Origin of the sequence: Pantoea sp. AG1095, from assembly GCF_003208415.1 — a bacterium.
In the GTDB taxonomy this organism is placed as follows: domain Bacteria; phylum Pseudomonadota; class Gammaproteobacteria; order Enterobacterales; family Enterobacteriaceae; genus Pantoea; species Pantoea leporis.
Genome location: NZ_QKMJ01000001.1, coordinates 272065 through 291808, shown reverse-complemented (window position 1 = coordinate 291808; position 19744 = coordinate 272065). Strand labels below are relative to the sequence as shown.

At 54.2% G+C, this 19744-nt stretch carries 17 protein-coding genes; 6 read left to right on the top strand and 11 right to left on the bottom strand.

Translation table 11 applies throughout. From position 1 onward, the window contains the following. Nucleotides 1–22 precede the first annotated feature (22 nt). From gsiB to DEU53_RS01405, 3 genes are all read right to left on the bottom strand, one after another. Nucleotides 23–1558 carry a glutathione ABC transporter substrate-binding protein GsiB gene (gsiB, locus tag DEU53_RS01415; RefSeq protein WP_110865816.1) on the bottom strand — a complete coding sequence of 512 codons (1536 nt, stop codon included), beginning with the start codon at nucleotides 1556–1558 and terminating at the stop codon, nucleotides 23–25. A gap of 63 nt (nucleotides 1559–1621) precedes the next feature. After that, a complete protein-coding gene (gene gsiA / locus DEU53_RS01410) occupies nucleotides 1622–3478 on the bottom strand; it encodes a glutathione ABC transporter ATP-binding protein GsiA (RefSeq protein ID WP_101761003.1) in 1857 nt (618 codons plus the stop codon). Nucleotides 3479–3487: 9 nt separating this feature from the next. Next, nucleotides 3488–4453, bottom strand: coding sequence for an isoaspartyl peptidase/L-asparaginase family protein (locus DEU53_RS01405; protein WP_101761004.1), 966 nt, complete (start codon nucleotides 4451–4453; stop codon nucleotides 3488–3490). Between the two features lie 359 nt (nucleotides 4454–4812). On the opposite strand from DEU53_RS01405, the gene moeA reads away from it, so the two are divergent. Together moeA and moeB are read left to right on the top strand one after the other, a co-directional pair. Next, nucleotides 4813–6048 (top strand): molybdopterin molybdotransferase MoeA, encoded by a 1236-nt coding sequence (moeA, locus tag DEU53_RS01400; protein WP_280172628.1) that lies wholly within the window; start codon nucleotides 4813–4815, stop codon nucleotides 6046–6048. Next, a complete protein-coding gene (gene moeB / locus DEU53_RS01395; RefSeq protein ID WP_110865814.1) occupies nucleotides 6048–6797 on the top strand; it encodes a molybdopterin-synthase adenylyltransferase MoeB in 750 nt (249 codons plus the stop codon). Before moeA ends, moeB begins: the two co-directional genes overlap by 1 nt. A 194-nt stretch (nucleotides 6798–6991) precedes the next feature. Here the strand turns inward: moeB and DEU53_RS01390 are convergent, their stop codons facing one another. The 7 genes from DEU53_RS01390 to mntR all read right to left on the bottom strand — a co-directional run bounded on the left by DEU53_RS01390 (nucleotide 6992) and on the right by mntR (nucleotide 15523). Further along, the gene (locus DEU53_RS01390) at nucleotides 6992–8584 is read right to left on the bottom strand and encodes an ABC-F family ATPase (protein ID WP_064741202.1); all 1593 of its coding nucleotides are present in this window, start codon (nucleotides 8582–8584) and stop codon (nucleotides 6992–6994) included. 192 nt (nucleotides 8585–8776) lie between these two features. After that, the gene (locus tag DEU53_RS01385) at nucleotides 8777–9178 is read right to left on the bottom strand and encodes an H-NS family nucleoid-associated regulatory protein (RefSeq protein WP_101761007.1); all 402 of its coding nucleotides are present in this window, start codon (nucleotides 9176–9178) and stop codon (nucleotides 8777–8779) included. Between the two features lie 417 nt (nucleotides 9179–9595). Then, nucleotides 9596–11125 carry an efflux transporter outer membrane subunit gene (locus DEU53_RS01380; protein ID WP_101761008.1) on the bottom strand — a complete coding sequence of 510 codons (1530 nt, stop codon included), beginning with the start codon at nucleotides 11123–11125 and terminating at the stop codon, nucleotides 9596–9598. A 1-nt stretch (nucleotide 11126) separates the two neighbouring features. Continuing rightward, nucleotides 11127–12695: a DHA2 family efflux MFS transporter permease subunit gene (locus DEU53_RS01375; protein ID WP_110865813.1), complete on the bottom strand. Its 1569-nt coding sequence runs from the start codon at nucleotides 12693–12695 to the stop codon at nucleotides 11127–11129. Continuing rightward, nucleotides 12692–13819 (bottom strand): HlyD family secretion protein, encoded by a 1128-nt coding sequence (locus tag DEU53_RS01370; protein WP_101761010.1) that lies wholly within the window; start codon nucleotides 13817–13819, stop codon nucleotides 12692–12694. Before DEU53_RS01370 ends, DEU53_RS01375 begins: the two co-directional genes overlap by 4 nt. Before the next feature lie 115 nt (nucleotides 13820–13934). Then, nucleotides 13935–15044, bottom strand: a complete 1110-nt coding sequence (locus tag DEU53_RS01365; RefSeq protein ID WP_110865812.1) for an SLC13 family permease — start codon at nucleotides 15042–15044, stop codon at nucleotides 13935–13937. Between the two features lie 20 nt (nucleotides 15045–15064). Continuing rightward, nucleotides 15065–15523 carry a manganese-binding transcriptional regulator MntR gene (gene mntR, locus DEU53_RS01360; RefSeq protein WP_101761012.1) on the bottom strand — a complete coding sequence of 153 codons (459 nt, stop codon included), beginning with the start codon at nucleotides 15521–15523 and terminating at the stop codon, nucleotides 15065–15067. Nucleotides 15524–15724: 201 nt separating this feature from the next. Here mntR and DEU53_RS01355 point away from each other — a divergent pair, with 201 nt between their 5' ends. After that, on the top strand, nucleotides 15725–15919 hold the full coding sequence (locus DEU53_RS01355; protein WP_101761013.1) for a hypothetical protein: 195 nt from the start codon (nucleotides 15725–15727) through the stop codon (nucleotides 15917–15919). 141 nt (nucleotides 15920–16060) lie between these two features. On the opposite strand, the gene ompX is transcribed toward DEU53_RS01355, so the two are convergent. After that, a complete protein-coding gene (gene ompX / locus DEU53_RS01350) occupies nucleotides 16061–16573 on the bottom strand; it encodes an outer membrane protein OmpX (RefSeq protein ID WP_101761014.1) in 513 nt (170 codons plus the stop codon). A 379-nt stretch (nucleotides 16574–16952) separates the two neighbouring features. Between ompX and rhtA the strand changes: the two genes are divergently transcribed. The 3 genes from rhtA (at nucleotide 16953) to glnH (ending at nucleotide 19731) form a co-directional block, all read left to right on the top strand. Further along, nucleotides 16953–17861 (top strand): threonine/homoserine exporter RhtA, encoded by a 909-nt coding sequence (gene rhtA / locus DEU53_RS01345; RefSeq protein WP_110865811.1) that lies wholly within the window; start codon nucleotides 16953–16955, stop codon nucleotides 17859–17861. Nucleotides 17862–18158: 297 nt separating this feature from the next. Continuing rightward, entirely contained in the window at nucleotides 18159–18662 is a 504-nt protein-coding gene (dps, locus tag DEU53_RS01340; protein WP_036620516.1) for a DNA starvation/stationary phase protection protein Dps, read from the top strand. Between the two features lie 322 nt (nucleotides 18663–18984). After that, complete coding sequence (gene glnH / locus DEU53_RS01335) at nucleotides 18985–19731, top strand: glutamine ABC transporter substrate-binding protein GlnH (protein WP_036647919.1); 747 nt, start codon at nucleotides 18985–18987, stop codon at nucleotides 19729–19731. The last annotated feature ends 13 nt before the right edge of the window (nucleotides 19732–19744 follow it).

Below are 19744 nucleotides of genomic sequence, written 5' to 3'. Positions count from 1 at the left end.
CCGCTAAGGCTGGCCGCGTCTGTTACTTCAGATCGGCCTCATCAAAATTGAATGAGGTATCGGGCATGACATAAAAACCGCTGAGGTTTTTATTGTTGGCTGACAGCAGTTGTTCCACCACCAGCGGGATCCACGGATGATCGTTCCAGATGCGATCCTGCGCGTCTTTGTACAGCTTAGCTTTCTGGTCGCGATCGGTGGTTTTCAGCGCATCGGCGAGATCTTTATCCACCTGCGGATTGCTGTAGAACGCGGTGTTGAAGATTGCTGGCGGCCATGAAGTGGTGGCGAACAGCGGCGTCAGCGCCCAGTCGGCTTCACCGGTCGAGGCGGACCAGCCGGTGTAGAACATGCGTACACCGCTCTCTTTCTGCCCTTTGCTCTCTACTTCAGCGGCACGCTGACCGGCATCCATCGCCGTCACTTTCACCTTCACGCCCACCTGCGCCAGCTGCTGCTGGGTGAACTGCAGCACTTTCTGCGCGGTGCTGTGGTTGTGCGACGACCACAACGTGGTTTCGAAACCGTTCGGGAAGCCCGCTTCTTTCAGCAGTTCGCGCGCTTTGGCCGGATCATATTTGATTGCCGGATAGCTCTGCGCAAAGTCGATGCTCGGCGGCACGATGCCGGTGGCTGGCGTGGCGTAACCGGCAAAGGCGACTTTTGCCAGGGCCTGACGGTTGATGGCGTACTCCAGCGCTTCACGCACTTTCGGATTATCAAACGGCTTTTGCGTCACGTTGAGGCTGATGTAGCGCTGCATGATTGACGGCGTGGTGACCACATCGAGCTTGCTGTTGCCTTCCAGCAGTTTGGCCTGCTCGAACGGCACCGGGAAAGCAAAGCTCGCTTCGCCAGTTTGCAGCATCGCCGCGCGGGTGTTGTTATCCACCACCGGACGCCAGGTAATGCTATCCAGCTTCGGATAGCCTTTTTTCCAGTAGCCGTCCCACTTCTTCACTTTCACGAAGTCGGTCTGGTTCCAGGTATCAAAGGCAAACGGGCCGGTTCCTACCGGATGGAAGCCGATATCCTTGCCATATTTCTTCAGCGCGGTCGGCGAGATCATCACCGCCGCCGGATGCGCGAGGTTGTTGATGAAGGCCGAGAACGGCTGCTTCAGGGTGATTTTCACCGTGGTCGGATCGACCACTTCGGTGGTGGCGATATATTTGAACAGGTTATAGCGTTTGAGATGGTTATCCGGATTGCTGGCGCGATCGAGGTTCACCTTCACCGCTTCGGCATTGAAGTCAGTGCCATCCTGGAATTTCACGCCGGCGCGCAGCTTGATGGTGTAGGTCAGGCCGTCGCTGCTCGCCTGATAACTTTCCGCCAGCACGTTGGTCAGCTTCATGTCTTTATCGAAGCCGAACAAGCCCTGATAGAAGGACTTCGCCACCGCCTGCGACAGCGTATCGTTAGCGTCATACGGATCGAGCGTGGTAAAGGTCGAGGCCACCGCAATCACCGCATCTTTCGCCGCCCACGCGGGCAGCGCCAGCGCCGAACTCAACAAACCGGCAGTGATAACCCCTTTTCGCATAATATGGTGCATCGTTATCGTTCTCCTGTAATCCCTGTCATGCGCGACATCCAAAGATGTGCGGTTGTTTGCTGCTCAGGCGCCGCTAATTGCGTGCCGGGCGACAAAATGGCCCGGTGCCACTTCCAGTAAAGGCGCCACTTCTGGCTCATCGCCCAGCGGGCGAATCGGGCTGGGGATCTCATCCACCATCAGCGCCCGCTCACGATGCCGATGGGCCGGATCGGCCACCGGCACCGCGGCCATCAGTTTTTTGGTGTAGGGATGGCGCGGCTGCTCAAATACCGCCTGACGCGGCCCCATCTCCACAATTTGTCCGAGATACATCACCGCCACGCGATGGCTGATGCGTTCCACCACCGCCATATCGTGCGAGATAAATAAGAAAGCGATACCAAATTCACGCTGCAAATCGAGCATCAGGTTGATGATTTGCGCCTGAATCGACACATCCAGCGCCGACACCGATTCATCGGCGATCACCACTTTGGGATTGAGCGCCAGCGCGCGCGCAATGCAGATGCGCTGGCGCTGGCCGCCGGAAAATTCGTGCGGATAACGCTGCGCATGTTCCGGTAGCAGGCCGACGCGCTCCAGCAGCCAGGCAACGCGCTTCTCCGCCTGACGGCGATCCAGCGTTTTGTGCACCAGCAGCGGTTCCATGATCGAAAACCCCACGGTCAAACGCGGATCGAGCGAGGCGTAAGGATCCTGAAAGATAAACTGGATATCGCGACGCAGCGACGCCAGCGCATTGCCCTGCAGCGCATCGATGCGTTGGCCGTCAAAAGTAATGGTGCCGCCCTGGCTGGCTACCAGCCGCAGCAGCGAACGCCCGGTAGTGGATTTTCCGCAGCCGGATTCCCCCACCAGCGCCAGCGTTTCACCGGCATGGAGATCGAAACTGACTTTCTCGACCGCGTGCACGCGGCGTTTAACGCGATTGAGCAAGCCGCCGCGAATATCAAAGCGCGTGACTAAATCGCGCACCTGCAAAATCGGCGGTCGATCGTGACGCACCGTGTCCTGCGGTGCGGCCTGTTCTTCACGTCCGTTGCTATGCAATAAGGGAAATTTAGCCGGCAGCGGCTGGCCGTGCATCGCCCCCAGTTTGGGCACCGCCGCCAGCAACGCGCGGGTATAGGGCTGCTGCGGATCGGCAAACAGCTGCTGCACCGACGCGCGCTCTACCACATCGCCGCGATACATCACCTGCACGCGATCGGCCATCTCCGCCACTACGCCCATATCATGGGTGATGAAAATCACCCCCATCTGCATCTCTTTTTGCAGCACACGGATCAACTGCAGAATTTGCGCCTGAATAGTGACGTCGAGTGCGGTGGTAGGTTCGTCGGCAATCAGCAGCGCCGGTTTGCAAGACAGCGCCATGGCAATCATCACGCGCTGGCGCATGCCGCCTGAGAGTTGATGCGGATAGCGTGATAACACATTTTGCGCTTCGGGAATGCGCACCAGATCGAGCATGCGCCGCGCTTCCGCCAGCGCCTGTTGGTGACTTTTGCCCTGATGCAGACGGATGGATTCCGCAATCTGCTCGCCGACGGTGAACACCGGGTTGAGCGAGGTCATCGGCTCCTGAAAGATCATCGCCATATCGGCGCCGCGCACTTTGCGCATCTGACCGTTCGACGCGCGCATCACATCCAGCACCTCGCCATTGCGACGCCGCAGCTGGATATCTCCGCTCACTTCGCCGCCGGCCTGCTGAATCAAGCGCATCAGCGCCAGCGAGGTGACGGATTTACCCGAGCCCGATTCGCCCACCAGCGCCAGGGTTTCACCGCGATGCAGGTCGAGCGACAGGTTGCGTACCGCTTCGGTAATGCGCCCTTCATGCTCAAAGCGCACGTTAAGATCGCGCACCGCCAGAACCTGCTCCGGCGCAAACTGCAGCTGTTGGTCCGTCATGCCTGCTCCTTAGCTGTCGCGGTAAATCGCTACCTCAACATCGCCATTCACATAGGCGAATCCGCGATACATGCCTTCGCTGTTAAACGGCAGCGCCACATTGCCTGCGGCGTCAATGGCAATCAGCCCGCCGCTGCCTTCCAGCTCCTGCACTTTGTCATGAATGACGTTGGCGGTGGCCTGTTGCAACGAGCGACCGGCGTAATGCATCTGCGCCGCCACGTCGTAAGCGGCGAGCGTACGGATAAACACTTCGCCGGTACCGGTACAGGAGACCGCTACGGTGTCGTTGCTGGCGTAGCAGCCTGCGCCGACTAAAGGCGAATCGCCCACGCGACCGGCCTGTTTGTTGGTCATGCCGCCGGTTGAGGTGGCGGCCGCCAGATTACCCTGAAGATCGAGCGCGACCGCACCGACGGTGCCGAATTTGCGATCCGGGTCCAGCGGATCGTCGCTGTGACTGTTTGCTTCGCCGTCGTGATCCAGCACCATCTGCTGGCTGTGCAGCGCGCGCTGCAGCTGCTCCCAGCGCTCCGGCGTGGAGAAGAAATCGGCGTCGACCGGCGCTAAACCTTGCTCAGCGGCGAAAGCTTCTGCGCCCGCACCGATAAACAGTACGTGCGGGCTATTCTCCAGCACCTTACGCGCCGCCAGGATCGGATTGCGGATGTGGCTGACGCCCGCGACCGCGCCGACGTCCAGCGTGCGACCATCCATAATGCTGGCATCGAGTTCATGCGTGCCCTGATGGGTGAACACCGCGCCCTTGCCCGCGTTAAACAGCGGACACTCTTCCAGCAGGCGTACGGCTTCGGTAACGGCATCTAACGCGCTGCCACCCGCCGCAAGAATTTGCTGGCCTGCGGTAACGATTGCGGTGAGTTGCTGACGATAGTGCTGCTCTTTTTCGGCGCTCATTGCCGCACGCGTAATCGCGCCCGCACCGCCGTGAATTGCGATAACTGCTTTAGCCATAACCGGTACCCTGTTAAGGAATCAGAACCAAAAACACTGATTTAGAATGGTTTTCATCTTTTTTTGGCAATTTTCGACTATAGAAAGGCACCCTCATCTTGTAAAGCAGAAACTGCCTGCGCGGTCATAACCTTTTATTGTGGATTATGCTTTTTTGGTTGTGATGTGCTTAGCGGATGCGCACCTGTAAAACAGGAAAACCATTTTTACCATTCGCACATTCCGTAGCGGCGCGATTTATCGCGCAATAAATTGCGCCGCTACGGAATGTGCAGTGATTGAGTAAAGTGCACTCTCGCTTAACGGCCACGCATTACCCATAATAGACCGCATCTGAAATTAACCAGGCAGAGATGGACATGGAACCTTTTACCGCAGGATTAATCTCCCTCGAAGACGCGCAGCAAAAGATGCTGCAACAGCTGACGCCGATTAGCGATTCGATCAACGTCTCGCTGTTTGAGGCCGCCGGACGTATCACCGCCAGGCCGATCAACTCGCCGCTCGATGTCCCCTCGTTTGATAACTCGGCGATGGATGGTTACGCGCTGCGTCTGGCCGACATCGCACCCGATCGCGTGTTCCCGGTGGCAGGTAAAGCCTTCGCCGGTGCGCCGTTTAACGGTGCGTGGCCCGCGGGCAGCGTGATCCGCATCATGACCGGCGCGCCAATTCCCGCCGGTTGTGATGCCGTGGTGATGCAGGAGCAAACGGAGCAACGCGACGGCGGCATTGTGATTACCGCGCCGGTGCAGGCTGCGCAAAATATTCGTCGCATCGGTGAAGACATTCAGGCGGGCAAACAGGTGCTGGACGCCGGAGTGCGCCTTGGTGCGGCCGAACTGCCGCTGCTGGCGTCGCTGGGGATTGCTGAAGTCAGCGTGCTGCGCAAACTGCGCGTGGCAATCTTCTCCACCGGCGATGAACTGCAGGCGGTCGGCCAGCCGCTGGCGGAAGGTCAGATTTACGATACCAACCGCTTTACCGTGGCGTTAATGCTTAACAAGCTGGGCTGCGAAGTGATCGATCTCGGCGTGATTGCCGACGATCAGGCGGCGCTGCGTACCGCCTTTACCGAAGCCGATCGCCAGGCCGATGTGGTGATCAGCACCGGCGGCGTGTCGGTTGGCGAAGCCGATTTCACCCGTGCGATACTGGAAGAGCTCGGCGCCATCACCTTCTGGAAACTGGCGATCAAACCGGGCAAACCCTTTGCCTTTGGTCGCCTGGCCAACAGCTGGTTCTGCGGTTTACCGGGCAATCCGGTTTCTGCGGCGGTAACCTTCTATCAATTGGTCCAGCCGCTGCTGGCCACCTTAACCGGCCAAACCACGCGCATCATGCCGCTACGCCAACGTGCGCGCGCCACCCAGCGTTTGAAGAAATCGCCGGGTCGTCTCGACTTCCAGCGTGCGATTCTCAGCCGCGGTGACGATGGCGTGCTGGAAGTGCGCAGCACCGGTCCGCAAGGTTCGCACGTGTTCAGCTCGTTCGCACTGGCCAACTGCTTTGTGGTGCTGGAGCGCGATCGCGGCGATGTGGAACCGGGCGAATGGGTGGAGATCGAAGCCTTTAATAGCCTGCTGGAGGGCTAATGAGCGTTGAGTTGAGCGATGAAGAGATGCTGCGCTATAACCGTCAGATTGTCCTGCGCGGTTTTGATTTTGATGGACAGGAAAAGCTAAAGGCGGCACAGGTGTTGGTGATCGGCCTCGGCGGACTCGGCTGTGCGGCGGCGCCCTATCTGGCATCGGCGGGTGTGGGACATCTCACGTTGCTCGATTTCGATAGCGTTAGCCTCAGTAATCTCCAGCGCCAGATCCTGCACAGTGATGCGAAAATTGGCGTAGCGAAAGTCGCCTCGGCGCAGCAGCAGTTGGCGGCAATTAATCCGCATTGCCAGCTGGAGCCGATTGATGCGCAGCTGGATGACGCGCAGCTCAGCACATTAATTGCGCGCCATGATGCGGTGGTGGATTGCACCGATAACGTCGATACCCGCGAGCAGATCAACCGCCTCTGTTTTCAGCACAAGGTGCCGCTGATTTCCGGCGCAGCGATTCGCATGGAAGGCCAGCTCAGCGTGTTTACCTGGCAGCCCGGCGAGCCGTGTTATCGCTGCATCAGCCGCTTGTTTGGCGATCAGGTATTAAGTTGCGTTGAAGCCGGCGTGATGGCGCCGTTGGTGGGTGTGGTCGGTGCAATGCAGGCGATGGAAACCTTAAAAGTGCTGACGGCGTTCGGTCAACCTGCTAGCGCACGCTTATTGATGTACGACGCGATGAGCGCGGAGTTCCGCAGCATGAAAGTGGCGCAGGATGCGCATTGTGAAGTGTGTGGTTAATAAGGTCGCCATGAATGACGACCTTACGCGAGGTATAACGCTGGCAGCTGACGTGCATAAAGACGTGAATGCCGGGTCCGGAGTAAAGCCTCCGCCGCAGGGATGCGGCGGACGAGGTTACGGGGAAGTATTTACACCGTCGTTACGCAGCGACCCGGCATTTTTGCCTGATCGGCGCCGAAACCTCACAAACCTTAAACAATGCCCTGACTGCGCAGGTAATCTTCATAATTACCCGTGAAGTCGATAATACGATCGGCTTTCATCTCCATCACGCGGGTAGCCAGCGAGCTCACAAACTCACGGTCGTGCGAGACGAAAATCAGGGTCCCTTCGTACATCTCCAGCGCCATGTTGAGCGACTCGATCGATTCCATATCCAGGTGGTTAGTCGGTTCATCCATGATCAGGATGTTTGGCTTTTGCATCATCAGCTTGCCAAACAGCATGCGACCCTTCTCACCACCGGACAGCACCTTAGCGGGCTTATTGATCTCGTCGTGACCAAACAGCAGACGACCAAGAATACTGCGCACCGCCTGCTCGTCATCGCCTTCCTGCTTCCACTGGCTCATCCAGTCGAATACCGTCAGATCGTCAGCGAAGTCTTCCGCGTGATCCTGGCCGTAATAACCAATGCGCGCATTCTCAGACCATTTCACTGTGCCGCTGTCCGGCGTATGTTCACCGACCAGCGTTTTCAGCAACGTAGTTTTACCGATACCGTTGGCACCGAGAATCGCCAATTTCTCGCCGACTTCTAACATCAGGTTGAGTTTATTAAACAGCGGACCGTTATCAAAACCTTTGGTCAGCGCTTCAACTTCCAGCGCATTACGGAACAGCTTCTTGTCCTGATCAAAACGGATAAACGGGTTTTGACGGCTGGAGGCTTTAACTTCTTCCAGCTTAATTTTATCAATCTGTTTGGCACGCGAAGTCGCCTGACGCGATTTAGAGGCGTTGGCGCTAAAACGGCTAACAAACGACTGCAGATCGGCAATTTGCGCTTTCTTCTTGGCGTTATCCGATAATAAACGTTCGCGTGACTGGGTAGCCGCGGTCATATATTCGTCATAATTACCCGGATAAACGCGCAGTTCACCGTAATCCAGATCCGCCATGTGCGTGCACACCATATTCAGGAAGTGACGGTCATGCGAAATGATGATCATGGTGCTGTTACGTTCGTTGAGCACTTGCTCCAACCAACGAATGGTATCGATATCCAGGTTGTTGGTCGGTTCATCGAGCAACAAAATATCAGGATTGGCAAATAATGCCTGCGCTAAAAGGACACGCAATTTCCAGCCCGGCGCAATTTCGCTCATCGGACCGTAATGCTGCTCCACAGGAATGCCAACGCCCAGTAATAATTCACCGGCACGTGATTCTGAACTGTAACCGTCCATCTCGCCGTATTCGACTTCAAGGTCGGCCACTTTATAGCCTTCCTCTTCGCTCATTTCTGGCAATGCATATATACGGTCACGCTCTTGCTTCACTGCCCACAATTCATTGTGGCCCATGATCACGGTGTCCAGCACACTATATTGCTCGAAGGCAAATTGGTCCTGACGTAACTTACCGATACGCTCATTTGGGTCGAGGGAAACATTTCCACCCGTTGGCGCCAAATCGCCGCCCAGTATTTTCATAAAGGTAGATTTACCGCTGCCGTTCGCACCGATTAAACCGTAACGATTACCGCCGCCAAATTTAACGGAGATATTTTCGAACAGCGGCTTACTGCCGAACTGCATGGTGATATTGCTGGAAACTAACACGGCATTGACCTTTGTTACGCAGTGGAGGAAAAAACAGCGGGCATTATGCCAGAAGCGGGCACCCGGACGCCACCTCTGCGCCAGAGGCAGACGTTACGTTGGGCTAAAGGTGTTGTTGCTCATAAAGAAATAAAAACAACAAAAAAGCCGGGGGCATTTGCCCCCGGCTCCCACTTACAAGGATTGTGCGGATTATTTGATCAGGAAAGTGTCGAGGCTTTTACCTGAATCCAGCGCTTTTTTAATCGCTGCTGGTGTACGGCCCTGTCCGGTCCATGATTTTACTTCACCGTTTTCGTCGGTGTAGGAATATTTTGCCGGGCGTGGTGCACGCTTAGCGCGTTTTTTACCAACTTCCAGAGCGCCCAGTAATTCGTTCGGGTCAATACCATCAGCCAGCAGCATTTCGCGATATTTAGACAGCTTCTCTTCTTTTTCGCGGTTCTGCGCTTCTTCAGCGTTTACTTCGTCACGACGTTCAGTCACGACAACCGTTAATTTTTCCAGAATTTCTTCCAGATCGCTCAATGGCAGTTCACGAGCCTGTGCACGTAATGTGCGAATGTTGTTCAGAACTTTAAATGCGTCACTCATCACAATGTCCTTGCTTAAGGGGTTTAAATAAACTGTAGTGGCAAGATTACCTAATTCAAATAAAAAAATAAATTAATTTTATTGCCCGGATTAATCTGAAGTTGCTTACATATTTCTTACGTTAGGGTTTAAAACGCGGATAACCGCTTTAATTAACCCTGAATTAACAACCGTAATGTGTTCCATATGTAGCAACTGGAATCGATTTCAAAGCAATATTCCCAGGTAATAAACAATCATTTAGCGGCTATTACGCGCTGCAGCATTAGTGAGCATAAAGGTAAGCAAGGATTAATGGTGTAACGTAAAACCTGATGTCATCACGGATTATTATATTGCCCGGGATGAGAGAAGAATCTCATTTTTTCATATCGTGCCGATAAAAAAAGCCGGTGTTTAACCGGCTGCTAAGGGAAATTAATGCACTTCCGTTGCGGGACCAAACACAGAATAGTCTGGCAAATTGACGTTTTGATAAGGTTCCCAGCCACCGCCCAGCGCTTTATATAACGCCACTAAATCAAGTGCACTTTGCATCCGCGCCTGTGTCGATTGCGCTTTAGCTTGCGCCAGTTGTCGCTGCGCATCTAATACATCGAGGAAGGTGGAAATACCCTGACGATAACTGTCGCTGGCCAAATCAAATGCGCGTTGCAGTGCGCCGGTGGTTTCATCCAGCGCTATAACCTGCTGCTGATCGGCGCGATAACTGACCAACGCGTTCTCCACATCCTGCAGCGCAGTTAATACCGTTTGCCGATAATCGAGCGCCGCGCTGGCTTGCTGCGCGCGCGCCAATTTTACGCTGGAGACTAAACGGCCGCCCTGAAAAATTGGAATCGACAGCGACGGTCCAACGCTAAAGAAGTGGCTGCTCCAGTCATCCAGATAGCTGGCATCGGTATTTCGCACGCCCAGTTGCCCGGTGAGCGACAAGCTGGGGAACAGCTCGGCAACGGATACGCCAATATTCGCGGTCTGCGCATGCAGCGTGGCTTCAGCCTGGCGAATATCCGGACGTCGGCGCGCCAGCGTTGACGGAATGCCCACCGGCACCAATTTCGGCAAATCAGGCAGCGGTTTTTTGTTCATCAATTCGTTATCCAGTGCGCCCGGTGTTTTACCCAGCAGCACCGCCAAACCGTTCATCGCCTGCAACTGCTGCGCCTGATATTGCGGCAGCTGCGCATTCAGCGAGGCTAATTGCGCGCGCGCATTTTCCACATCCGTGGTCGGCGCTAAGCCGTTTTGCTGCTGGCTCTTTGTCAGTTCCCAGGTTTGCTGCGCGACCTCTATTTGCTGCTGCAAGGTCGCCAGCACGGCCTGCGAACCGCGCAGTTGCAGATAGGCGCGCGCCACTTCGGCTTCCAGCGAGACCAGCGCATCGTTGCGTTGCTCAATGGCCGCCTGCTGCTGAGCATCCGCGGCTTCCATCTGGCGGCGTACTTTGCCCCATAGATCCAGCTCCCAGCTGGCGTCAAAGCTGCCCTGATACAGGGTGACAGAATGGTCTAAACCGTTCAGCTGGCTGGCGACATCGCTATCAACCTGGTCATAAACGCCGTTGGATTTCAGCAAGCCTTTTAAACCGAGCTGCTGACGGGTCACTTTTGCCGAGCCGTTAAGCGAAGGGAATAACCCACCGCGCGCCTGCGCCAGCTGTTCACGCGCCCCAGCAATACGCAGCACCGATTGTTGCAGCGTTAAGTTGCCGGCAATAGCGCGCTCAATCAGGCTATCAAGCTGCGGATCATTAAAGCTTTTCCACCACAGCGGATTGGTTGCTGCCGCCAGCGGCTTAGACGCTTGCTGTGAAGGCAAATCATGGTAACCGCCAGGTGTGTGCGCCTGCGGCGGCTGATAATCAGGTCCTACGGCGCATCCGGCCAGCAACAGTGACAGCGCCAGCAACGTCAGTGACGGCGTAGAGCGCGAAAACTTACTCATTTTAATGTGCTCCTGCACTGCCTTCGCTCTTGATCGGCGAAAGCAACCAACAAAATGGAATCAATAGCAACGCCACGATACTCAGGCCCGTAAATACGTCGATGTACGCCAGAATACGGGCCTGCGCGATCATCTCCTGGTAGAGCTGCCCGCTCGCCAGCACCAGCGGATCGCCCACTGCGGTGGTGAAATTACGGATCGAATCAGCCCAATGCTGCAGCGTGAGATTGTAAGGCTCATTGAGCGGCGACATGTTGTGCACCATGGTGGCCGATCGCGTCTGCATGCGTTCGGTAATGCCCGCCGTCGACAGCGAAATTCCGATCGAACCCGCGACATTACGGAACATGGTGAACAGCGCCGACGCATCGGCGTTTAATCGCTGCGGCACGGTGATGAACGCAATGGTAGTCAGCGGCACAAACAGGAAGCCAAGGCCGATCGACTGCGCGCTGCGCATTAACACCAGCGTGGTGAAATCAACGTTGGGCGTAAGCCGGGTGGAATAGAAGAAGGCGCTGGCAAGGCAGGTGAAGCCGAACGCGATGATATAGCGCGTTTGCACAATCGGCATCAGCTTCAGCACGATGGGTATCGTCAGCACAATCAATATCGCGCCGGGCGACAGCACCAGCCCCGACCAGGTTGCGGTGTAACCGAGATCCTGTTGTGCCAGTTGGGGAAGTACCACCGAACTGCCGTACAAAATCATCGCCATGCCCGCCATCAGTAAGCCCGCCACCCAGAAGTTACGATCCTTCATAACGCTAAGATCGACCACCGGTTTGCGTGCATACAGCAGCCAATAAATGGCGCCGATAATGCCTATCACCGCCAGCATGGCGAACAGGCGAATGAAGTGCGAGGCAAACCAATCTTCATCTTCGCCACGATCGAGGAACACCTGCAAACAGCCAAGTCCCAGCGTGATCAGGCTGATGCCAATGTAGTCGATCTTCAGGCGGCCTTTATCCCACTTGCGCTCCCACGGCGGATCTTCCAGCAGCTGGTAAATTGCCATCACCGTCAAAATACCGACTGGAATATTAATGAAGAACACCCAGCGCCAGCTGTAGTTGTCGGTGATCCAGCCGCCCAGAGTCGGACCAATCACCGGCGCGACGATAATCGCAATCGACGATAGACCAAAGGCTTTGCCGCGATCTTCCGCTTTGAAGTAATCGAGCAGCACCGATTGCTGTACCGGCTGCAATCCGCCGCCAAAAAAGCCCTGCAGGATGCGGAACAGAATAATCTGCCACAGCTCCGTCGCGATGCCGCACAGGAAGGAGCAGATGGTGAACATCACGATGCAAATCAGGAAGAACTGCTTGCGGCCAAACAGGCGGCTGAAGAACGCCGAAATGGGCAACACGATGCCGTTCGCCACCAGATAAGAGGTTAAAACCCAGGTCGATTCGTCGTAGCTGGAGGAGAGCGAACCGGCAATGTGTGGCAGCGCGACGTTCACGATGGTGGTGTCGAGGATCTCCATAAACACCGCCAGCGTCACCGTAATGGCGACCAGCCACGGATTGCTGGCCGGACGCCAGCTTTCGCTCGCACTCATTCCACTGTGACCTTCGGCTCAACCGACAAGCCCAGCGGCAGCGGATGATTGGGATCCAATCCTTTATCGATAACGATTTTCACCGGCACGCGCTGCACGATTTTCACGTAGTTGCCGGTGGCGTTTTCCGCCGGGAAGGTGGAGAAGCGGGAACCGGATCCCATCTGCACGCTATCCACATGCCCTTCCAGCTTCATATCCGGCCAGGCATCGACACTGATTTCCACTTTATTACCCGGCTTCATGCGCGCCAGCTGTGACTCTTTGAAATTGGCATTAATCCAGATTTCAGGCGAAACCAGCGAGAACAGCGCGCTGCCAGCCTGCACCAGCGTGCCGAGTTGCACGTTACGCTTGGTGACAAAGCCATCGTAAGGTGCGCGAACCTGGGTATAAGAGAGATTCAATTCGGCGGTGTTGAGCTGTGCCTGCGCCTGCTCAACCTGCTGCTCACGCGCTTCCACATTGGTTTCCTGCTGGCGGATTTGCAGCTTCACCTGAGAAGCCACTTCAACCTGCGCCTTAGCGCTTTGCAGTTGCGCTTCAGCCGAACGCAATTGCGCGGCGGCAGTATCAATATTGCGCTGTGAAGTGGCACGCGGATCAACACCGCGCTGGCGACGATAATCGGCCTGGGCATTAAGCAAATTGGCCTGCGCTTTGGCCTGATCGGCGAGAGCTTGATCGCGCTGTGCCGGATACTGCACGCGGGACAAGGCTAACTGCGCCTGCGCCTGATGCAGCTGCGCCTGCGCCAAGCCAAGCTGGGCTTTGGCCTGATCGCGCTGCGCTTCACTGTCGCGCGCATCGATCTCCACCAGCAAATCGCCCTGCTTCACGCGCTGGTTATCATGCACCAGCAGCTTGACCACATATCCGGCTGCTTTCGGCGCGATGGTCACCGCATTGCCTTCGGTAAAGGCATCATCCGTGCTTTCGATATTGCGCGTGGTGAGCCAAAACCATAATCCCACCACGATCATAATCACCACCACAATGGCGAGAAAAATCAGAGGTTTCTTTCCGGGACGTTTACGTTCTGGTTCGTTGTTATCTTGATGGGTATTGGCGGTTTTTTGCGGATCCTGCTGATCGCGTTCAGACGGTTGATTCTGGTTTTCCATAATTTTTCATCGTAGGCAGTTGTCCCGATTCCCGGGCAAAAACGGTCAACATAACCTTAGATGGGAAATTGACAAATGCCAATGCAACTTTACACAAGCCGACATTGGCACGGTGCTAACGCATGAGGTGTAACAGCAGCCATCCGCCTAACATCGACCAGGCCAGCATCGGGATGGAAAACAAGTGGAAACGCCACCAAACGCGCGCGTCCTGCGCCATCCGCAAGGCAATCAGGTTGGCGAGCGAACCCGGCAATAAGCCAAATCCGCCGATATTCACCGCCCACGCCAGCACCTCCGACGGTGGCACTTTCTGCAAAAGCAGAATGGTGGCGGGAACGTTACTAATGAATTGCGACAAGCCAATCGCCAGCAAATAGATTCCGCCCTCGCCTAGCTGACCGATAGCGGCAAAGTGAGGCTGCAGCCAGGACAAATGCATCAACAGGAAGACATCGATAAACATCGCCACGAACACCAGCAGCAAACTCCAGTCGATGCTGATCAACACGCTGCGCGCCATGATCAGGAAACAGGCCGCCACCAGCAGCAGCGCCCAGCCGGTCATTTTTAGCTCGAGCGCGACGATAAATACGATATACAGCAGCACGCTAATCGTGAACAACGCTTTGCGCCACGCCTGAGTTTCACTCTGCTCATGCTTTTGGATCGCGCGCGCCGGGAAACTCCACCAGGTTAACGCCATCAGCGAAAGCAGTAAAAATGCCGCCAGCGGCGCCATCTGCGCAATGAAACCGGGCACGCTGAGCGTGCCGTGACTCCACAGCAGAATGTTTTGCGGGTTACCAACCGGCGTCAGTAAGGAACCCGCGTTCACTGCCAACGCTTCGAAAATGATCAGGCGCGAAATGGGCAGCCGCGAGAATTTACGCAGTGTCAGCGTGAGCGGCACCAGAATAAACAGCGCAACATCGTTGGTGAGAAAAGTTGAGAGCAACGCGGCGGCGCACACCATGAATAACGCCAATGCGCGTTCATGCTGGAAACGCTGAATCAGACGTGCGCCGAGCACATCAAAATAGCCGCTGTTTTCCAGCCCTTTGGTCAGCATCAGTAAGCCGGTGAGCGTCATGATGGTATGCCAGTCCACAGCGGAAGGCAGTTGCGACCAGCGGAAATTCGCCAGCGGCAACATGATCACACCCAACAGCAACAACAAATGCAAAATACGATCGCGCATAAAAGAACGAAGCAGATTGGGCATGATGGCGGAAGGCCTTGTAGTTAGCGATTCTCGTAGAATTTCTGGAACACGGCCAGAGTTTCATCACTGACGTGATGCTCCAGGCCTTCTGAATCACGGCGCGCGGTTTCCGGGCTAACGCCCAGCGCCAATAGGAAAGTTTCAACAATATGATGGCGGACGCGGCTCGCTTCAGCCAGCTTCTCGCCTTCGGCGGTGAGGAATACACCGCGATACGGCACTTGCTCAACCAAACCGGTGGTGCCAAGACGCTTTAACATTTTCGCCACTGTCGGCTGGGAAACCCCCAAACGTGCAGCCATATCCACCTGACGCGCTTCGCCAAATTCACGAATCAAATCAGAGATTAATTCAACGTAGTCATCGATCAGCTCACGACGATGCGCCTCGCGCACCTGACGAAATCCTTCGACATGCTCCTCTATCTCTTTTAGCGGGCCCTGGGGCATGTTGGTGGCGATTTTTGCACGACGACTCATCTAACTTCCTCTTTATTATCTGCCGCACTTTACCTGCGGTGCGGGCTGGCTGCGCTCATTGTAAACCAGGCACAAATAAGCACAAATTTTTCCTAAATAGTGTTGGCTAAAGAGTATAGCCAGTGCTATCTTTGTTGATAATGTAAGCGAATAGCTTATAAAGGCTACAAAGAAATGTCGTCATTCACTCGGGAGGTGAACATGACTACCATGAAAAACTGCCTCGACTGTGGCAAATGTTTCCAGGCTGAACAGAGCAAACCGGCTTTTGAGCTGAAATCGCTGCTGTGCCTGTTGACCCGCTCGCCGTTTGCGCTGCGCTTGATGCTGATTGAAAAGCTCACCGGCAAACAGCTGGTTGAACGTCCGTGCCCAAAACTGATCTGGCGCGGCTAATGTTCCCGACGCATACAAATTCCAATAAAGCCCGCTCATGTAGCGGGCTTTGTGTTTCTGGCGGCAGGTAAATCGTTAATCGCGCCCATAAAAAAACGGTCCCGAAGGACCGTTTATTGTGCAACTGGTCTAAGCAAGAACTTAGAAGCTGTAACCTACGCCAGCAATCCAGGTGCCAACGTCAACGTTGCGGATACGGCTCTGCTCGTAACCCACGTCAACAGCGATGTTTTCGATTGGGTTAAACTGCATGCCCGCACCGTAAGAGAAACCGTAGTCGCTTGAATCAGACTTAGAACGTACTGAATTGTCGTTCTGCTGGTATTTACCGTAACCCACACCAACAACACCGTAGATGCTCGCCCAGTCGTTCAGACGGTAAGCAGGACCACCGGTGATGCCGTAGTACTGAGCTTTGTTATAAGCGCCAGCATCAGTACGATCTTTTTCGGTATAGGTGAAAGAACCGATCCAACCCAGTGGGTTAGTACCGTCTTCGTAACGATATTTCAGGTTGAAGCCGTTTGCTTTGTTAGCAACGCCTTGATAATCGCTCTGAGCGTAACCACCGGTAACGGTGCTTTGTGCCATGGCAGAACCTGCAGAAACTGCAAGTACACAAGCCAATGCTGAAAGACATGCAATTTTTTTCATAACCACCTCAAATGTGAATATACTTCTCTCCTGACAACGCTTTAAATATAACAAAAAACAGCAAGAAACTCTGCCCGCATTTTGTTGTCTAACAGATTGTTTGGTGTAACAGAAAGTTAATGAAGTTTCCTATGTCATTCATTTTACTTATAAAAAGCATCATATTCCTGCAACATAAATAACGATCACAAAAAATGCCTTTAAGTAAATTCCTAAACTAACCTGACGTTTCTTTACGGAAATGGCACTAAAAATGGCCAAATTCTGACCTGTCAGCGCGTTTTATTTCCCCGATTCGCGTCTCCTTATTTGCCTGAGATTCCATTACACTGAGCGCTTGTTGCTCTGCTGTTAATAAATAAAAGGAATGGATTACAGGATGTCTGCCCCTCTGACGACCAAAAATATGGCCCCGGTGTTGTTCCCTGTTGCTGTGCTGCTGATTGCCATGCTCTCGCTACAGGGCGGCGCTTCACTGGCAAAATCGATGTTTTCCACCGTTGGCGCCACCGGCATTACCGCGCTGCGTCTTGGTCTTGGCACCCTGATTCTCTGCATTATCTTTAAACCCTGGCGTTTGCGCTTCACGCGCGAGCAGCGCAAACCGCTGCTGATGTACGGTTTAGCGCTGGGCTGCATGAACTATCTCTTCTATTTAGCGATTCGCACCGTGCCGCTGGGCGTTGCCGTCGGATTGGAGTTTTTGGGTCCGCTGACTTTGGCGTTGATCGGCGCGCGTCGTCCGCTTGATTTTCTTTGGGTGCTGCTGGCGGTGGCGGGTTTGTGGTTCCTGTTGCCCATCGGGGAAGGGATGAGTCATATCGATCCGCTCGGTGCGTTGCTGGCGGTAGGCGCGGGTGCCTGCTGGGCGGTGTACATCCTTGCAGGACAGCGTGCCGGCGCGGAGCATGGTCCGGCGACGGTGGCGATGGGTTCGCTAATTGCCTCGGTGATTTTTGTGCCGCTCGGCCTGACCTTTGCCGCGCCGGGCATCTGGCATTGGGAAGTATTGCCGCTGGCACTGCTGATCGCCCTGCTCTCCAGCGCCATTCCCTATTCTTTAGAGATGATGGCGCTGACACGACTGCCGGCACGCATTTTTGGTACCTTAATGAGTCTGGAACCGGCGATGGCGGCGTTATCAGGCATATTATTCCTGGGCGAGCTATTGACGCTGAAGCAGTGGATTGCGCTGCTAGCGATCATCATCGCCTCGGCTGGTTCAACGCTCACCATGAAACAAAAAAGCGCAAAAATAAGCGAAGTCGACATTACGCATCCGCAATAAATATTCAATAATTCAGCCTGCTGCGCGGCAGGCTAAATATAGAAGCATTCTCATTATCATTTTTAACGCGGTATTAAGATTTTTCCGTTATTATTTTGCAACACGTTTAATAAATAATTAACATGCCTCACAAGCATCTGTTTTAACTGAAATAATCATCAAGATGCACAATCCCTGAGCAATATTAAGGTTTATCTATTCCTGTCATTGATTTAATCAACCCTGCAAGTTAAAAAACTGCTGCTATACTTATCTCCGTGCTTGATTAGGACAACCATCAATAAGAGGACATTAATGATGAGTACCGCAAAACTGGTTAAAACTAAATCGTCTGATCTGATTTACACCCGTAATGACGTCGCTGACAGCGATAAAAAAGCGACCATCGAGGTGCTCAACCGTCTGGTAGTGGAGTTTATTGACCTGTCGCTGATCACCAAGCAGGCGCACTGGAACATGCGTGGCGCCAACTTTATTGGCGTACATGAGATGCTGGATGGTTTCCGTACCGCCATTACCGATCACCAGGACACTATCGCTGAACGTGTAGTTCAGTTAGGCGGCGTGGCGCTGGGTACCACTCAGATCGTTAACGATAAAACACCACTGAAAAGCTATCCGTTGAACATTCATAGCGTGCAGGATCACCTGAAAGCGCTGGCCGATCGCTATGCGATTGTGGCGAATGACACGCGTAAAGCTATCACTGAAGTCAGCGATGAAGATACCGCTGACATCTTCACTGCGGCATCGCGCGATCTGGATAAATTCCTGTGGTTTATCGAATCGAATATTGAATAAATTTCAGTGTTATAACGAAGGCGGGTTATCCCGCCTTTTTTTACGTCTGTAACATTGTGGTGCTTTTTTTGACGTTGTTAACATTTCCTTAATCCCTTCTTTCGCTCTCCCCGCCCTTGGTGCACACTGTGCCTGCACCACAACAGCACCACGCACCAAAATGAAGCACCAATAAGGTGCAAAACTTTTCTTCTGCGCAAAATCGTGTCAGCAAGTGCTTAAAACTACTGATTTCGAGCAAAATGAAAAGTTGGCATAATTTTTTCATATGATAGGCCGTACATCGGGCCACCAGGCCTGAGGGGTAATAAGGAAAAAAATGATGAAGTCATTGATTAAAGTCTCCGTGGCCGCGCTGGCGCTGGCCTTCTCGCTTTCCTCCACCGCAGCAGACAAAAAACTGATCGTCGCAACTGACACCGCATTTGTTCCCTTTGAGTTCAAACAAGGCGATAAATACGTCGGTTTTGACATCGATCTGTGGGATGCCATCGCGAAAGAACTGAAACTCGATTACGCCTTCAAGCCAATGGATTTCAGCGGCATCATTCCTGCGCTGCAAACCAAAAATATTGACCTGGCGCTGGCGGGTATCACCATCACCGAAGAACGTAAAAAAGCCATCGAGTTCTCTGACGGCTACTACAAAAGCGGCCTGCTGGTGATGGTGCGCGAGAATGAAAAAGACGTTAAAAGCATTGACGATCTGAACGGCAAAGTGGTGGCGGTGAAGAGCGGCACCGGTTCGGTGGATTACGCTAAAGCGCACATCAAGTCTAAAGACCTGCGCCAGTTCCCTAACATCGACAACGCGTACATGGAGTTAGGCACTAACCGTGCTGACGCCGTACTGCACGATACGCCGAACATCCTGTACTTTATCAACACCGCCGGTAAAGGCCGCTTCAAAGCGGTAGGCGAGTCAATTGAAGCGCAGCAGTATGGCATCGCGTTCCCGAAAGGCAGCGACGACCTGCGTGAAAAAGTGAACGGCGCCCTGAAAACTCTGCGCGACAACGGCACTTACAACACCATCTATAAAAAATGGTTCGGTACTGAACCAAAATAATTGCGGCCTGAGC

Excerpts from the sequence above, each read along its gene's own strand:
- gsiB (WP_110865816.1), bottom strand. The coding sequence starts at position 1,558 with ATGCACCATATTATGCGAAAAGGGGTTATCACTGCCGGTTTGTTGAGT.
- gsiA (WP_101761003.1), bottom strand. The coding sequence starts at position 3,478 with ATGACGGACCAACAGCTGCAGTTTGCGCCGGAGCAGGTTCTGGCGGTG.
- DEU53_RS01405 (WP_101761004.1), bottom strand. The coding sequence starts at position 4,453 with ATGGCTAAAGCAGTTATCGCAATTCACGGCGGTGCGGGCGCGATTACG.
- moeA (WP_280172628.1), top strand. The coding sequence starts at position 4,813 with ATGGAACCTTTTACCGCAGGATTAATCTCCCTCGAAGACGCGCAGCAA.
- moeB (WP_110865814.1), top strand. The coding sequence starts at position 6,048 with ATGAGCGTTGAGTTGAGCGATGAAGAGATGCTGCGCTATAACCGTCAG.
- DEU53_RS01385 (WP_101761007.1), bottom strand. The coding sequence starts at position 9,178 with ATGAGTGACGCATTTAAAGTTCTGAACAACATTCGCACATTACGTGCA.
- DEU53_RS01380 (WP_101761008.1), bottom strand. The coding sequence starts at position 11,125 with ATGAGTAAGTTTTCGCGCTCTACGCCGTCACTGACGTTGCTGGCGCTG.
- DEU53_RS01375 (WP_110865813.1), bottom strand. The coding sequence starts at position 12,695 with ATGAGTGCGAGCGAAAGCTGGCGTCCGGCCAGCAATCCGTGGCTGGTC.
- DEU53_RS01370 (WP_101761010.1), bottom strand. The coding sequence starts at position 13,819 with ATGGAAAACCAGAATCAACCGTCTGAACGCGATCAGCAGGATCCGCAA.
- DEU53_RS01365 (WP_110865812.1), bottom strand. The coding sequence starts at position 15,044 with ATGCCCAATCTGCTTCGTTCTTTTATGCGCGATCGTATTTTGCATTTG.
- mntR (WP_101761012.1), bottom strand. The coding sequence starts at position 15,523 with ATGAGTCGTCGTGCAAAAATCGCCACCAACATGCCCCAGGGCCCGCTA.
- DEU53_RS01355 (WP_101761013.1), top strand. The coding sequence starts at position 15,725 with ATGACTACCATGAAAAACTGCCTCGACTGTGGCAAATGTTTCCAGGCT.
- ompX (WP_101761014.1), bottom strand. The coding sequence starts at position 16,573 with ATGAAAAAAATTGCATGTCTTTCAGCATTGGCTTGTGTACTTGCAGTT.
- rhtA (WP_110865811.1), top strand. The coding sequence starts at position 16,953 with ATGTCTGCCCCTCTGACGACCAAAAATATGGCCCCGGTGTTGTTCCCT.
- dps (WP_036620516.1), top strand. The coding sequence starts at position 18,159 with ATGAGTACCGCAAAACTGGTTAAAACTAAATCGTCTGATCTGATTTAC.
- glnH (WP_036647919.1), top strand. The coding sequence starts at position 18,985 with ATGAAGTCATTGATTAAAGTCTCCGTGGCCGCGCTGGCGCTGGCCTTC.